Annotated in this window: 14 protein-coding genes; 8 read left to right on the plus strand and 6 right to left on the minus strand. The window is 38.0% G+C overall.

Going from position 1 to position 15,454, the window contains the following annotated elements; all coding sequences use genetic code 11:
* Positions 1-96: 96 nt before the first annotated feature.
* The 3 genes from MHH51_RS01050 to MHH51_RS01060 are packed head-to-tail and all read right to left on the minus strand — an operon-like array spanning position 97 to position 1,723.
* Positions 97-423, minus strand: a complete 327-nt coding sequence (locus MHH51_RS01050) for an AzlD domain-containing protein (protein WP_147211563.1) — start codon at positions 421-423, stop codon at positions 97-99.
* Between the two features lie 2 nt (positions 424-425).
* On the minus strand, positions 426-1,133 hold the full coding sequence (locus MHH51_RS01055) for an AzlC family ABC transporter permease (RefSeq protein ID WP_147211508.1): 708 nt from the start codon (positions 1,131-1,133) through the stop codon (positions 426-428).
* Between the two features lie 35 nt (positions 1,134-1,168).
* Positions 1,169-1,723, minus strand: coding sequence for an XRE family transcriptional regulator (locus MHH51_RS01060; protein ID WP_147211507.1), 555 nt, complete (start codon positions 1,721-1,723; stop codon positions 1,169-1,171).
* Positions 1,724-1,817: 94 nt separating this feature from the next.
* Between MHH51_RS01060 and MHH51_RS01065 the strand changes: the two genes are divergently transcribed.
* Positions 1,818-1,955 carry a hypothetical protein gene (locus MHH51_RS01065; RefSeq protein ID WP_156988018.1) on the plus strand — a complete coding sequence of 46 codons (138 nt, stop codon included), beginning with the start codon at positions 1,818-1,820 and terminating at the stop codon, positions 1,953-1,955.
* A 78-nt stretch (positions 1,956-2,033) separates the two neighbouring features.
* Here the strand turns inward: MHH51_RS01065 and MHH51_RS01070 are convergent, their stop codons facing one another.
* Together MHH51_RS01070 and adhE are read right to left on the minus strand one after the other, a co-directional pair.
* Positions 2,034-2,882 carry an MBL fold metallo-hydrolase gene (locus tag MHH51_RS01070; RefSeq protein ID WP_156988021.1) on the minus strand — a complete coding sequence of 283 codons (849 nt, stop codon included), beginning with the start codon at positions 2,880-2,882 and terminating at the stop codon, positions 2,034-2,036.
* A 283-nt stretch (positions 2,883-3,165) separates the two neighbouring features.
* Positions 3,166-5,763, minus strand: coding sequence for a bifunctional acetaldehyde-CoA/alcohol dehydrogenase (adhE, locus tag MHH51_RS01075; protein ID WP_339284037.1), 2,598 nt, complete (start codon positions 5,761-5,763; stop codon positions 3,166-3,168).
* 688 nt (positions 5,764-6,451) lie between these two features.
* Here adhE and MHH51_RS01080 point away from each other — a divergent pair.
* The 4 genes from MHH51_RS01080 (at position 6,452) to MHH51_RS01095 (ending at position 11,800) form a co-directional block, all read left to right on the plus strand.
* Entirely contained in the window at positions 6,452-8,989 is a 2,538-nt protein-coding gene (locus MHH51_RS01080) for a LuxR C-terminal-related transcriptional regulator (RefSeq protein WP_339284039.1), read from the plus strand.
* Positions 8,990-9,475: 486 nt separating this feature from the next.
* Complete coding sequence (locus MHH51_RS01085; protein ID WP_147211503.1) at positions 9,476-9,880, plus strand: hypothetical protein; 405 nt, start codon at positions 9,476-9,478, stop codon at positions 9,878-9,880.
* Positions 9,881-10,027: 147 nt separating this feature from the next.
* Positions 10,028-11,113, plus strand: coding sequence for a HAMP domain-containing sensor histidine kinase (locus MHH51_RS01090; RefSeq protein ID WP_147211502.1), 1,086 nt, complete (start codon positions 10,028-10,030; stop codon positions 11,111-11,113).
* Positions 11,114-11,800 (plus strand): response regulator transcription factor, encoded by a 687-nt coding sequence (locus MHH51_RS01095; protein ID WP_339284041.1) that lies wholly within the window; start codon positions 11,114-11,116, stop codon positions 11,798-11,800.
* Positions 11,801-11,955: 155 nt separating this feature from the next.
* Here MHH51_RS01095 and MHH51_RS01100 read toward each other — a convergent pair whose 3' ends face one another.
* A complete protein-coding gene (locus tag MHH51_RS01100; protein WP_156988030.1) occupies positions 11,956-12,636 on the minus strand; it encodes a PadR family transcriptional regulator in 681 nt (226 codons plus the stop codon).
* A gap of 184 nt (positions 12,637-12,820) precedes the next feature.
* On the opposite strand from MHH51_RS01100, the gene MHH51_RS01105 reads away from it, so the two are divergent.
* From MHH51_RS01105 to MHH51_RS01115, 3 genes are all read left to right on the plus strand, one after another.
* Positions 12,821-13,432, plus strand: a complete 612-nt coding sequence (locus MHH51_RS01105) for a pyroglutamyl-peptidase I (RefSeq protein WP_339284043.1) — start codon at positions 12,821-12,823, stop codon at positions 13,430-13,432.
* 72 nt (positions 13,433-13,504) lie between these two features.
* A complete protein-coding gene (locus MHH51_RS01110) occupies positions 13,505-14,068 on the plus strand; it encodes an isochorismatase family cysteine hydrolase (protein WP_147211498.1) in 564 nt (187 codons plus the stop codon).
* A 182-nt stretch (positions 14,069-14,250) separates the two neighbouring features.
* Positions 14,251-15,408: an alanine--glyoxylate aminotransferase family protein gene (locus MHH51_RS01115; RefSeq protein WP_339284044.1), complete on the plus strand. Its 1,158-nt coding sequence runs from the start codon at positions 14,251-14,253 to the stop codon at positions 15,406-15,408.
* Positions 15,409-15,454 lie beyond the last annotated feature (46 nt).

Genomic DNA, 15,454 nt, shown 5'->3' on the forward strand with positions numbered 1-15,454 from the left:
TCCTGGTTCATTGAAGGAAATATTCAACGTATCAGAAAAAATTCTGTCCTAAAAAGAAATTCATTTTTTTTCGTTTTATAATGTATCTATACAGCATCAAAACACACTCTGTACTAAAAACATATAAAATATCGTCCCGCCGGCAATAGACAGCAGCATACTCCGCCTCCAGCAATGTAGGATAATAATCAAACCAATGGCAAGAAGTTCTGGCAGGAAGCCTGCCAATGATGTGACAGTTACGTTCTTTAAAGAATAGACTACCAATAATCCAAATACAGCCGGAGGTAAGACATATCCTAAGTATTTAATGTATTTTGGTGTAGGCTTATCGGATTTAAATATCATAAAAGGCAGGAACCTGGTCAATAGAGTGCCTGCAACCACAGAAGCGACGATGATAATTTGCTGCGTTATTGTCATCATTAGGAAATCACCTCATGTTTTGTGATGAATTTTTTTATTAAAGTTAGAAAAATTAATATAATAAGCATGGCAGGAATAATAAAATGTTCTGTACCAAATAGGATTAAACATAAAACGGAAGCGGCTATACCTATTACAGAACTTATGTGATTACGCTCTTTCAGCCATTGGTCTAAAAAGATAACGACAAATAGTGCCGTCATAACAAATTCCAGGCCTTCCGTATTAAACGTAATCATCGAGCCAAACAAGCTGCCGATTGTAGCACCACTGACCCAATAGATTTGGTTTAACAAGGTGACATAGAACATAAACCAGCCCTTATCGATATTAGAAGGTATGCGGGAGGTATTGTTAATCACAAATGACTCATCGCACATACCATAGATGAGATAAATCTTTTTCTTACCTGTTCCTTTATATTTATCTAACATAGAGATACCATAAAAAAGATGTCTGGCGTTTATCATTAAGGTTAATAGAAAAGCACTTAGCGGGTTAAATGCACCTAATAGTAAACTCCCAGCTACGAATTCCATCGAGCCGGCAAAAATGAGTATGCTCATTAAGATGGCATAGATTGGCTGAAACCCTAAGGAATGCATGTATACACCGTAGGCAATGCCTAAAAAAGCAAACCCGGCCAGTATCGGCAGCGTTTTTGGGAAGGCATACTTCAATGTTGATAGATGATTTTCTAAAGACATTTTTTATTCACTCGCTTTCAAGCAATGGAGACTATTTATTTTGCATAATAGATTAATACAAGAAGGTGAAGCACCTTGTCTCCAATATTTCTGTAGATATGAGTTTGATTCCCGTCAAAAATAATTGCTTCACCTTCATCAATTGTTTCAACAGTACCGTCAATATCCATTTCTAATTGTCCATCTTGTACAAATACATGCTCCTCAACACCTGGATTATGCGGAGATGATTTATGTTCATTTTCAGGATCCAGCTCAACCGTAAAAACTTCAAATTGCTTTTCCGGAGAAAAAGGTACAGCCGCATGTACTCTATAATGGTTTTTTTCTTCTGTAATCAGGTGCCTGTCTTGCTTTTTAATCACTCTGATAGGATTTGTCTGTTGACTGATCAGAGATGAAAAGGATACTTTTAGACCATTGGCGATTTTCCAGAGGGTTGTTACTGTCGGAACAGAGTCTCCTCTTTCTATTTGTGCAAGCATAGCTTTGCTTACTTCTGTTATTTTCGCTGTTTTATCTAAACTCAAGCCTCGTTCTTTCCGAATCGTTTGCAGGTTTTTACTGATATAATCCTCAATTTGTTTCATCTGTTTGCCCCCTTTCTTACACTATCCCAAGTATATTTAGTAAATATAACATACTTTTAAATGTTATAACATACAAAAATCAAAAAGAGTGAAAATGAGGCTGAAGGGTATTGAAGTAGCTGAGAAATCAGAAGAATTTAAGTCAAATCAAACAGTTGTTGAACTAATTGGTATTAATAAAGAGATGGAGTTTGCAATTATGTGCAGTGTAAAAGAATTACCCGTTTTTTAAATATTATTGACTAATAAAAAGCCATCTCAAATGAATGAGATGGCTAATGATTATATTTGATTAATGTATCCTGGGAAATTACTGTGATTGAATAATTTGGTCATTCACAAATGCTTGTATGAAAAACAATTCATTATCATTAGGCTCTCTTTTATTATCTGCTTTAAAATACTCTATAGCATCTTCGAGTGAGGCAGATTTTACAGCACGATTTGCTGTTGTTAACTCTTCCCAATATATATTCATTTCATTTAAATCACAGATTGATTCATGTCCAAGCAAGAACATTTCGGCATTGTATTTAGTAATGTCTTCAATCATAGTCAATAACAATGATTGTTTGTAATGAAATAAAGAATTGGTGGTTTTTCCATATGCGCAATCACCTAAAAAAATAATTTTTTCATCAGGAATATAAATGACTGTAGAGTCATCAGTATGAGTACTTTTAATCCTTTCAAGTAAACAAACTTTATTCCCTAGATCAATCGTTAGTGTATTTTCAAAGATTATGTCCGGAGATTTCAACTTAAAATTATCCCTGTCTGGCATATCGTTTTTTATAATCTCCATAAATAAATCACCCAACTCATTTATACCTTCATTTTTTTGAAGTGAATAATCATCAAAGGAGTAACTTTCCCATTCTTTTATTATTTCATTTGTTCGGCTATTAACGATAACAGCTGCATCAAATTCGTTCGTACCCAGAAAGTGATCCCAATGTCCATGGGTAATAACGACGTATTTAACCGGAGGTACATCGAGTTTTTCGATCTCTATTAAAAAGTCTTTGGCATGTTGAACAGAATTACCAGCATCTATGATTAAACTGTATTGTTCACCACACACCAATCCCAATGTTGGCCGCTCTTTATCATCCTGATTGGATAAATAATAAATTGTATCACTTAATTTATTTAACATGTTAGTTCTCCTCTATTCTCTATATTAATTTTATGAAAGAGAAAACCTACATGTTTATTCTATAGTTAATAAAATAATTTAAGATTTTCTCAGTTTATTTTTTTACCATTGGCCTGGTACCTCCTTCTTTTACTAAAGAAAATTATAACATGATTCAAAATATTTGTTAGGAGAATTCTCAATATTACTTAATTATTAAATACATTTCTCTTAAAAAGCTATACAAAAACTCTCCATTTATAATAGAACGAAGAGTTTTTGTATAACGTATTTACATGAAAAATTATCCTTTATGAGCCTGGCGATAAACGTCGGCCAATTCAGTTACTAGTGGTAATTTAGGGTTTGCCGTAGTACATTGATCCTCGAAAGCACGATCGGCAAGCTTATCTACCTGTGCCTCAAATTCTCTTTCATCAACACCATTTTCTGCAATACTCATCGGAATATGCAATTCTTCAGCAAGCTGATAGATTGCCCGCACTAAGCTTTCTACTCCCTGTTCAGTTGTGGCTGCTGGTAAACCTAGTACTCTTGCAATCTCTGCATAGCGTATGTCAGCGATAAAATGCTCGTATTTAGGAAATGACACGAATTTTGTCGGTTTCTTAGCATTATATCGAATAACATGCGGTAAAAGAATAGCATTGGCGCGACCATGTGCAATATGGAATGCTGCTCCCAATTTATGTGCCAGACTGTGGTTAATACCTAAAAATGCGTTGGCAAATGCCATGCCGGCAATGGTAGAGGCATTATGCATTTTTTCTCTTGCTAAAGCATTACTGCCATCACGATACGCTTGCGGCAGATATTCAAATACAAGCTGAATTGCTTTGATGGCAAGTCCGTCGGTATAATCATTTGCCATGTTAGAAACGTAAGCCTCGATTGCATGTGTCAGCACATCCATCCCTGTATCTGCTGTAACGGCTTTTGGTACGGTCATAACAAACTGCGGGTCAATAATCGCTACATCTGGCGTTAATTCATAATCTGCTAATGGATACTTTGTATTGGTTTCTTTATCGGTAATAACTGAGAAAGAAGTCACTTCAGATCCTGTTCCGGAAGTGGTAGGAATAGCGACAAATTGTGCCTGCTGACCCAGCTTCGGATATTTATAGACCCTTTTACGAATATCCATAAATTTTTGCTTTAAGCCATTAAATTCTGTATCCGGATGTTCATGAAACAGCCACATACCTTTAGCAGCATCCATTGCTGAACCGCCGCCGAGTGCAATAATAACATCCGGCTGGAAGGCATCTATTGCTGCTGCCCCGCGCATCACGGTGTCCTTTGATGGGTCTGCTTCTACATCTGAGAAGATTTCACAATGTACATAATCCGGGCGTCTGCGTAAATAATAGAGTACTTTGTCTACATAACCTAATTCAACCATCATTGGATCGGTTACGATAAAGGCTTTTGATATATTCGGCATCTTCGCCAGGTATTGAACAGCATTTTTTTCAAAATATATTTTAGGCGGTACCTTGAACCACTGCATATTCACATTCCTTCTCGCCATTTTTTTAACGTTTATTAAATTCATTGCTCCTACATTTGTGGAGACGGAGTTGCCGCCATATGATCCGCATCCAAGCGTCAATGAAGGCAGGTAAGCATTATAGATATCTCCAATTGCTCCATGAGAGGATGGGGCATTCAAGATTATTCGTCCTGCCTTCATTCTTTTGCCGAATGCCTCCTGTATAGATTGATTATCTGAATGAAGTACGGCTGAATGTCCCAATCCTCCAAATTCCAGCATTTCCTCAGCGCGCTTGAGACCTTCTTCGGTACTGTTTACTTTGTAAGCTGCCAGAACAGGGCTTAATTTCTCGCGGGAAAGTGGATGATTGGCTCCCACACCAGTTAATTCAGCGACAAGAATTTTTGTATCCTGAGGAACTTGAACATCAGCCATTTCGGCAATTTTCACAGCTTTCATGCCAACAATGGCAGGATTCACTGCACAGGTATTCTCATTGATGACCAGCTTTTCTACTTTTGCCTTTTCCTCCGGTTTTAGGAAATATACATTGTTATCTATCATTTCCTGTTTTACTTGATCATAGATTTCTCGATCGATGATAATGGCTTGCTCAGAGGCACAAATCATGCCATTATCAAATGATTTAGATAGAATCACATCATTTACTGCCCGCTTCACGTTCACTGATTTTTCGATATAGCAGGGAACATTGCCAGCTCCCACTCCTAACGCCGGTTTCCCCGAGCTGTATGCTGACTTCACCATACCAGAGCCGCCTGTTGCCAGGATTGTTGCTACACCATCATGCTTCATGAGTGCCTGTGTTGCTTCAATAGACGGCTTCTCAATCCACTGGATGCAATTTCTTGGTGCCCCGGCTTTTACAGCAGCTTCATGTACAATTCTTGCAGCCTCAGAACTGCATTTTTGTGCAGAAGGATGGAAGGCAAAGATAATAGGATTTCCCGTTTTAATAGATATAATTGACTTGAATAATGTGGTAGAAGTCGGGTTCGTTACAGGTGTTACGCCGGCAATCACACCAATTGGTTCGGCGATTTCCACCATACCTTCCTGCTCGTTCTCGCTGATGATACCAATCGTTTTATCATACTTGATATTATGATAGACATATTCGGTGGCAAAGATGTTTTTGATGATTTTATCCTCATACACACCGCGGCCAGTTTCCTCAACAGCTAATTTAGCGAGCTCCATATGCTGATCCAATCCTGCAAGCGCCATTTCTTTAACAATTTGGTCGATCTGCTTTTGGTTTAGCTTTCGCAGTTCTGTTAATGCCTTCTGGGCATTTTTAACCAGTTTATTAATACTTTCCTCAACGGTTATTGCTTGTTTTTTCTTCTCTTTTGTAATCATTGTAACCTCTCCTTATTATAAATTTGTGAAGTATTGAGCATGATATTCCAAAATAAATTTCTACAATGTTGACGGGTGGCGGGGGACTTTAAAGAAAGATATATCGTTTATGACACATGTATTGGGCTTGATAATAACGGTATAATGCTTCGTCCAGATATAATTTGGTATGTCGTGACCTTTTTCCATATACATGGCCTCGAAAACATCGCCGATTTGTTGTTCGAAAATTTCCTGTGAATACGATTCGGCATCCGTATTAAATTCTTTCCATTCATTTAGAATCATATATAATCACCCCTTTAATTATCTTGGCTATAGCATAGCATTATTTAACTATAAAAACTGTTACATATTTGTGAAATACTTCACAAACTTACTTTAAGCTTGATATATAGCATGATTAGAGCTGTTTGACAAAGAAATATTATTCTGAGATTGGAAATTATGGATGATTATCTTCAGGAAATCATTTAATGTTACATTTATCGACATTATTTCCCCGGAAATATTCTTTAAAGAGATATTCTTATTTCTCACACCCATTTAATTGTCGAAATTGGAAAACAAAAAATTCATCCTTAAAGCCTATTAAATTTATATAAGTAACCGTTAAAAAGAAAAACATGTATAATAGGATGCAAGTCGTATTGCCTACATAAATTGAATGATGAGGAGATGAACAAGTATGCAGGCTGTTTGGTTATACTCTAAAACAATTGTTCCTAAAGTTCCTGAAGCGATTATTAACAGGGATCGCTTATATGCATTACTGAAGAGAAACCCTCATCCAAGAGTTACTATTGTGCAAGCTGCAGCTGGTTACGGAAAAACAACAATATTAAGCCAGTGGGTTCATCAATTAGACGAGCCTGCAGCCTGGTTATCCATTGATATAATGGATAATGATCCGAGCCGCTTCTGGCAATATGTTTTGAAAGCTATCGCTCAGGCAACAAGGCAGCCAATCGATGAAAGACTGGAGCATCTATTTGATTTGCAGTATATGCCTCCTTTTGAACTGATTGTTGATTCGCTCCTGAATGAATTAATGATAATAGAATCCTCTTTGCATATTGTGTTGGATGACTATCATCACATTGAGCTTGATATCATTCATGAGATGATTTCGCGTCTTATTAATTATTTACCGGAGCATGTTCATATATATATGGCTAGCAGAACGAAATTACCGCTCCCTGTTGCTTCGTGGCGCGTGAAAAATTGTGTGACAGAAATTGGTACCGAAGAACTGTCTTTCACTTATCAGGAAGTAGAAGCTTTCTATCAGAAAAAGCATATAATAATGGACAAAACAGATTTTTGTCGGAAAATTTTGAGTGAAACAGGCGGTTGGGCAGCCGGAGTTCAATTAGGCGGGATATCAGAGGAAAGAAGTGCAGGTTCTCTTGATAATTCCACGTCTTTTGTGACGGAGTATATGATGCAGGAGATATTTTCTACTTTGCCTGAAAGTACCCAGCAGTTTTTGTTACAAACATCGCTGTTGAAAGTGTTAGATCCTGAATTATGCAATGATTTGACAGAAAGTTCAAATAGCTACGAACAATTAGCTGAGTTAGTTGATCAAGGTATCTTCACCATTCGTTTGTCACCGAAGAAACAGACCTTCCGTTATCATCAGCTGTTGGCGGAAGTGCTGGAACAAGAGCGGAATAACAGGTACACTGGCGAGGAGCTGGAGGCTCTCGTCAAAAAAGCCGGAGGTTTATTATATGACAGAGGAGAGTTCAATACGGCTATTGATCTAGTGCTTGAGCAGCAGCTATATACATTAGCTGACCAATGGATTAATGAACAATTACTGGATATTTTTTATAGTGGTCAAATCAGGTTGCTGATTCAATGGGTGGATAGCCTGCGTGCAGCAGCGTGCACTGTCCATGTAGAAACACTGCTGATATATGCTATTTCACTGATGACTATTCAGGATATGGAAAAGGTAGATGTGGTCACTAAAGAATTAGATAACCGTCATGAACAGGATGGATGGAAAGACAAGGACGAGCATGCTGAGCTTGTGAGTATTCTTATTTCGCTAAAGGCATACGTTCATCTGGCTTTAGGGAACTTAGACACATTTATTGAATTAATTACAAAACAAGTAAATCGGGGACTGACCAATGGCAAATGGTACCATGCTCCCGTGCATTACAATCTATATCATGCTAAACTTACGCGTACTCCGCTTGGAACGAAGGGGAATTATTCCAGTATCAGTGATATACGGGCTTTTTTAGAGATTTTTCGGCAGACTGATTTTAAGGAACACCATGTCATGGGGTACAGCTATGGTTTGTTTGCGGAAATACTTTACGAAGCGGGTCAACTAGAAGAGGCCCTGCTGGAAATTAAAGATGGCCTTCATTATGCTCATCGCTTTAATGATCGCGGGTTATATGTGCCGCTATCCATTCTGAAAGGAAAAATATTCATGGTGCAAGGGCAATCGGCAGCAGCACATACTGTATGGGATCATACGCTAAACCAAGTGCCTGAATGGTATTGGCAACGGTCTATCCAGGCGATGAAGGCATTAGCTTATTTAAAAGAAAATAAAATAGAAGCAGCAGAGACTGAATTATTTAAGACAGATCGCCCAGAGCCTTTGCAGATAGAACTTGGTCAAGAATTGTGGCTATTAGTCTATTGCCGTCTATTAATGGCAAAGAGAGCATGGCAGGAGGCATTGAAAATTGGCTTGCAGGTACATGAATATGCTGCAAAAATAGATCAGATCGATTTAATGATTGAGGCTTCTACTTTAACAGCAATCTGCTATAAACAATTGAAGCAGGAGAGCCTTGCATATGTTGCTTTGCATACCGCTCTTATGTCCGGCTCCCAGTCCGGCTACAAACGTATATTTATTGATGAACCCGGATTCGATCATTTACTGAAGGACTATCAGACATATAAAAGAATTAAGGGCTCCTTTCAGGAAGAAATCCCCCTGGATTATCTGGAGGAACTGGCTGCTATGGGCAAGCCTATGGAGTTCCTTGATGAGGGAATGGCTGCATTGACGTTGCGAGAAAGGGATGTCCTGCGTCTACTGGTAAGCGGTGTTTCCAACCGCGAAATGGCAAAGCTGCTATTCCTGTCAGAAGGTACGATACGGGTCTATCTGACGAGAATTTATAGCAAGCTTCAGGTGAAATCACGGGCGCAGGCGATATTACGTGCGAAAGAGTGGGATATTTAGCCTGGGTGAATGGGAGAGCTGGTTTTACAAAACGGGTGGATATAATGCTTAAGAATAGATATTTTTCTTTTGTGTTAATTGGTGTTAGTGGATGGCGGAAACAGAGATATATTCGATAAGGAAAATGTGCATAGAGATTTTTCAGTTGAGTAGATAAAGAAAGCTTATTGCAGAAAATACGGATGTATAAGCTGTTAGGGTTAAATTATGAACTTTTATATATGAATACTAAATGAAAATAGGCCCTGATAAGAGAATGATACTAAATATATCGCTCTCTTATCAGGGCTGTTAAACGTGTTGAACTATAAATATTTTGACGCTTACTCAGGTATAAGTGTCATTTCCATTCCTTTGTACTTACAAAAAATTCGCTTTAAGAAAAATTTAAGAAATGCTTTAGAAATAGATAAGAAATATTGTGTAATTTTTTATCTGTAGAAAAGATAAAAAACAGCAGTGAATTTCAGAAAGGAAATGATGAAAATGACAAATAATCAAGCAGAGAAACAAAATATAACACTGATTTTAGGATTAGGTGCTTTAGCACTGATTAGACCACTAATGAAAATAACCGGATTAATTCATATCTTTGGCAGTGAAGCTGTTGGAAGCATAGCTATGACAATATTAATTTCTATAGCATGGATTCTGATTGTTATATGGAAAAAGGCTCAAAATCCAATCAAAACGTTAGTTCTGTCAGGCGTCAGCTATGCAGCTTTTGCTATTATACTAAGCGGTATCCTATCACCAATTCTTGATGGCACTTTACAGGGACCGCTAACAAATCCAATTGCGCTGGTCAGTGTTTTTATGACGAACATTATTTGGGGATTAATATTAGGTATTTTAGCTTCCGCGTTACCATATAAAAAGAAGCGAAGCTGATATTTACTATGAAAAGACGTTTTTCTAAAACGACAGAAAAGCGTCTTTTATAGATTCAGGATATTTCGTCAAGAATGATAAGAAAAGGCGGCTGTGCAGGGCTGTTCGGATTCTATTATAATGGTAAGTGAAGGAAGGTGCTTCAAGGTGTCTATCAAAAAACGGTTGATTTTATCCAATATAGCAATGATTATCGTCCCGGGAGCTTTACTATTGGTAACAGAGATAGTTTTAGGATACTTCCTGTTTGTCGTTTTTAACGGCAACCCAGAAGGTGAGGATCTAAAGGTTTTTGTCCAATTCCGATTTATCGCTATTACACTTATTTTAATATTGACCAATGGTTTACTGACTTATTTTATGTCCAGAAGTATTATCAAACCAATTTCTAAATTATCTACGGCAGCAAAGAAAATCAGTGAAGGCGATTTGGAATACAGTGTCCAGTCGGATAAAAAGGATGAATTAGGTGACCTTGCCAATACGTTTGAACAGATGCGTCTTAAGTTGAGAGAAGCAGATAGAGAGCAGAAACAATATGAACAGAATCGCCAGGAACTGATTGCCAGTATCTCTCATGATTTAAAAACCCCGTTAACCTCCATAAAAGGCTATGTGAAAGGAATTCAGGATGGTGTGGCGAACACCCCCGAAAAGCTGGACAGGTATATGGATACGATTTACAGAACAGCAAATGATATGGACGGACTTATTGATGAATTATTTTTATATTCAAAGCTCGATTTAAAAAGAGAAACCTTCCAATTTGAACAAGTAGATTTATATGCTTTTTTTGCTGATTTTATTGATGAATTAGCATTTAATCTGGAAAAGGAGCAGGGAACCGCTGCTTTATCAGCCAATAAAGAAAACAGCTACGTAGTGGAAGCAGACCGTGAAAAATTAAGAAGAGTAGTGATGAATATTATTCAGAACAGCTTAAAATATATGAACCAGGAACAGAAGGAAATCCAAGTAAATTTAACATCTGAATCTGACAGAATCGTTGTGGAAATGAAGGACAATGGAAATGGGATAAGGGAAGAAGACATTCCTTATATTTTCCAAAGCTTTTACCGGACAGATACTTCGAGGAACTCTGCTACAGGAGGCAGCGGACTTGGATTGTCGATTGTCAAAAAGATAATTCAAGAGCACGGTGGAATGGTTTGGGCCGAAAGTGAACCTGGCAAAGGAACGAGTATCTACTTTACACTAAAGAAGGTGATGTAAATGCAAAGTATATTGATTATTGAAGATGAGAAGGATATTGCTGAATTGGAACGGGATTATTTAGAGATAAATGGATTTCAAAGTGATATCGCTGCAACAGGAGAAGAAGGACTGAAGCAGGCAGCGGCAAATTCTTACAGCCTTATTTTATTAGATTTGATGCTGCCGGGGATAGATGGATTTGATTTATGTGAAAAGCTGCGGAGTACATTGGATGTACCTATATTGATGGTAACAGCCAGAAAGGAGGATATCGACAAGATTCGCGGATTAGGCAGGGGAGCAGATGACTATATTGTAAAGCCATTTAACCCGAATGAGCTGATTGCAAGAGTAAAAGCGCATATTGCCAGGTACGACCGTTTAACAAAACGGGACAGAAAATCAAATGAACTCCATCTGAAAAACCTGACAATTGATCATGATTCACGAAGAGTCTTTATAAATGGTCAGGAGAAGACATTTAGTGCAAAAGAGTATGATTTATTGTATTTTTTAGCGTCTAACCCGAATATTGTCTTTACAAAGGAACATTTATTTGAACAAATTTGGGGGTATGATGCAATCGGAGATAATACTACAGTTACGGTTCATATTAGAAAAATAAGAGAAAAGATTGAAGAAAATCCTTCTTTGCCGAAATTTATTGAAACGATTTGGGGTGTGGGGTACCGGTTTCAGGAGTAATGTGTGTATTTTGTTTTTCGAGTAACTTGAAATAGCTCTGCTGATGAGCTTGCTGCGACATCTATTTAAAAGTAAACTTTATTAATAGAATTTATACAATATAAAACCAAAGACGAATTGCCTGTTTTGCGATCCGTCTTTGGTTATGAAAAGATCTATTCATCATCTGGTTTATTCTCAACATCACCAGCAATATTTAAAAGCTCTTCTCTTGTTTTTTCAAGCAGCTCCTGCAGCTGTTTTTTCTTCTCTGGATTATCCATAACTTGGCGACCTGTTTTAAAAAAATCATGGAACAACCCCTGCATTTCAGATCTTAAGTTTTGCATTTCCTCGATATTTACATTTTCAAATTGATTCATTCGAGAAACAAAGTGATCTTCCTTTTGGTGCTGGTCTAAATAGGCAGTGCCTTCCTCCGTAATATGATATACCTTTTTTCTGCCTTCTTTAACGGCCTCCACAAGATCCTGATCCTCCAACATTTGAAGGGTAGGGTATACTGAGCCCGGGCTGGGCGAGTAAAACCCCTTAAATTTTTCTTCTAACACCTTGATAATGTCATAACCGTGTCTTGGCTGCTTTTGCAATATTTTTAACAAGACCATCTTAATATCTCCACGTTTGAAAAAGCGTTCGCCGCCACGACCTCCTCCCCTGGCATCGTGTCCTGCAAAGAAATGAGGACCGCCTCTCCTTTCAAAATGTTCATTTCCCATCCCGAATTTATTCCGTCTTAAGAAGTCCTTGTGAAATGTGTTATCTCCTGCGAAAGCATGGTGGTGATTAAAATGAGCCTGCTTTTGGAAAAAAGGGTGTTCATCTTGTTGAAACATAATAGATTCCTCCTGATTATTATTTTTTGCTTCGAAGTTAACGATATATCGTTAACGATAATAATAAGCGATATATCGTTAACTGTCAAGATAAAGTATTCAGGTTATGTATTTGGGGTTTACATCCAGATAAACATAATTCACAGTATGCTATACTGGAAGAAAAACAAGGCAGGTGCAGCATATGACAAAGAAGCTATTATTAACAGGATTTGAACCTTTTCTTGATTTCTCCATTAATCCAACAATGAAAATTGCAGAAGAATTAAATGAGGCAGCAATTGGAGATTACACGATTACTTCCCATATACTATCTGTAGATTTCCATAAGGCAGGAAAACAACTCCTGCAATTAATTGAAGAGACAAAGCCGGATGCAATTATCTCTCTTGGTCTTGCCGGCGGCAGATTCAAAATTAATCCCGAACGCATTGCTATTAATGTGAATGACGGACCAAAGGATAATCAGGGGCACAAACCGGATAATGAAGTCATCTGGGAGGATGGAGCAGACGGAATGTTCTCTACTTTACCAATCAGCAGAATGGTCCAACAGCTGAAAGCACAAGGACTTCCGGCGGAAATTTCCAACACGGCGGGGACTTACCTATGTAATCATGTGATGTATCAAGCATTGCATTATACGAAAACGAAAAATCTCGGTCTTCCAGCTGGTTTTATCCATATCCCTGCATCTCATGAGCTTGCGATTGAACATGGGAAGATACCGAGCTGGAGTCATGATGATTTGAAGAGAGCTATTACTATATGTATTGAGACCTTGTCTGAAGCATAGATAAGCAAATTCAATTAAATTGTGTTCTATCGCTGTAAACGATAAATCACTATAAGAAATGAGGAATAACCCTTGAAAAAAGCATTGATAAATATTGATTACACAGTTGATTTTGTAGCAGAGGACGGCGCTTTAACTTGTGGTAAGCCCGGACAGGATCTAGAAAATACCATTGTTTCGTTAACGGAGCAATTTATCAATGATGGTGATTACACAGTTTTTGCCGTTGACGTTCATGATAAAGATGATCCTTATCACCCAGAATCGAAGCTGTTTCCGCCTCATAATATCCGGGGCACAAACGGGAGAGATTTATATGGCCGGTTGCAGGAAATATATGAAATAAACAGTAATAAAGAAAACGTATATTACATGGATAAAACGAGATATTCCGCTTTTGCAGGAACAGATTTAGAAATAAAATTGAGGGAAAGAAATATTGAAGAAGTACACCTGTTAGGAGTATGCACCGATATTTGTGTGCTTCATACAGCAGTGGATGCCTATAATAAGGGGTTTCGTATTGTTGTGTACCAAGATGCAGTTGCCTCATTTAATCAGGCAGGGCATGATTGGGCACTGGGGCATTTTGAAGGTTCACTGGGAGCGGCAGTGGAAAAGTTTGAGAATAAATAAAATAGCCGTTACATTCTCGGAGTAATTGGAAAAGGTTTTTTCATAATCTCCCTAAATCCCATTAACAGAACAAACTATACTTTATAATTAAACAGTGATAATATTTTTAGCATAGATTCATATAATTGAGAATTTACTTAAATATGCAAAATATCAACGAAATTATGGAGAGGGGAAAAGTTATGTATTCCAATATTCTTAGACATCCTGGACCTACTCCAATTCCTAAAAAAGTGGAATTGGCGATGGCGCAAGATATGATTAGCCATCGTACAGAGGAATTTACCAAACTGTATCGGGAAACAACGGAACGTGTCAAAACCATTTTTGGAACGAAGCAGAATATTATGCTTCTTCCTTCAGGCGGGACGGCAGCATTAGAAGCAGCTGTAGCCAATACTGCCTCAGCTGGTGATGAAGTAGTTGTTGTTACATTAGGTGCTTTTGGAGACTATTTCGTTTCGATATGCGAGAAACATGGCCTGCATGTTCATAAACTTGAGAAGAACTGGGGCGAAGCTTGTACAAAAGAAGAGCTTGCAAACTTTTTAAAGCCCTTGTCCGGTATCAAATCTGTTTTTGCGACTTATAATGAAACTTCGACAGGAATTCTAAATCCAGTTGATCAACTGGCAGAGGCAGTACACGAGAATTCAGATGCTTTATTTATTGTTGATGGTGTGAGCTGTATCGGTGGCGCCCCTGCAGAGATGGACAAATGGGGAATCGATATTTTAGTAACAGGCTCTCAAAAAGCAATTATGCTTCCACCGGGCCTTGCCTTTGTAGCTGTAAGTGACAGGGCCTGGAAGGTGATAGAAATGAATGATACGACTGTCTATTATTTAAATCTGTTAAGCTATCGTGAGTGGGACGCAAAGTCAATGACACCTAATACACCTGCGATTTCATTGATTATGGGATTATCTGCGGTTTGTGATTTAATTGAGGAAGAAGGCGGATTTTCGAAAACAGTAGAACGTCATGAAGTCATGAAAAATATGGTTCGGGAAGCTATGAGAGCTCTTTCCATTGACTTGTTAACAAGTGATGAGCATGCCTCACCAACCTTAACGACAATCTGTGCTCCAAAGGGGTTGGATCTTTCCGACTTTTTAACACACTTAAAGAAAAAATATCATCTTGATTTTGCTGGTGGTCTTGGACAGCTTCAGGGTAAGGTTTTTAGATTTGGACATATGGGATATTGTTTCCCAAGCGATATACTTCAAGCAGTTTCCCTGATTGAAGCAGCCTTGCAGGACTTCTCTTATCAATTTGAGAGCGGTGCCGGGGTAAAGGCAGCTCAAGATGTGTTCTTATCCTCATTAAAAAAATAGCATATTAATTGCAAATGATAGAGCTGATGGCATCCCATAAGTTGAG

It is taken from the genome of Oceanobacillus sp. FSL K6-3682 (assembly GCF_037976165.1).
GTDB lineage: Bacteria > Bacillota > Bacilli > Bacillales > Amphibacillaceae > Oceanobacillus > Oceanobacillus sojae.

Bases quoted from the DNA above. Each gene is read 5' to 3' on its own strand.
- MHH51_RS01050 (WP_147211563.1), bottom strand. From the start codon at position 423: ATGACAATAACGCAGCAAATTATCATCGTCGCTTCTGTGGTTGCAGGC.
- MHH51_RS01055 (WP_147211508.1), bottom strand. From the start codon at position 1,133: ATGTCTTTAGAAAATCATCTATCAACATTGAAGTATGCCTTCCCAAAA.
- MHH51_RS01060 (WP_147211507.1), bottom strand. From the start codon at position 1,723: ATGAAACAAATTGAGGATTATATCAGTAAAAACCTGCAAACGATTCGG.
- MHH51_RS01065 (WP_156988018.1), top strand. From the start codon at position 1,818: ATGAGGCTGAAGGGTATTGAAGTAGCTGAGAAATCAGAAGAATTTAAG.
- MHH51_RS01070 (WP_156988021.1), bottom strand. From the start codon at position 2,882: ATGTTAAATAAATTAAGTGATACAATTTATTATTTATCCAATCAGGAT.
- adhE (WP_339284037.1), bottom strand. From the start codon at position 5,763: ATGATTACAAAAGAGAAGAAAAAACAAGCAATAACCGTTGAGGAAAGT.
- MHH51_RS01080 (WP_339284039.1), top strand. From the start codon at position 6,452: ATGCAGGCTGTTTGGTTATACTCTAAAACAATTGTTCCTAAAGTTCCT.
- MHH51_RS01085 (WP_147211503.1), top strand. From the start codon at position 9,476: ATGACAAATAATCAAGCAGAGAAACAAAATATAACACTGATTTTAGGA.
- MHH51_RS01095 (WP_339284041.1), top strand. From the start codon at position 11,114: ATGCAAAGTATATTGATTATTGAAGATGAGAAGGATATTGCTGAATTG.
- MHH51_RS01100 (WP_156988030.1), bottom strand. From the start codon at position 12,636: ATGTTTCAACAAGATGAACACCCTTTTTTCCAAAAGCAGGCTCATTTT.
- MHH51_RS01105 (WP_339284043.1), top strand. From the start codon at position 12,821: ATGACAAAGAAGCTATTATTAACAGGATTTGAACCTTTTCTTGATTTC.
- MHH51_RS01115 (WP_339284044.1), top strand. From the start codon at position 14,251: ATGTATTCCAATATTCTTAGACATCCTGGACCTACTCCAATTCCTAAA.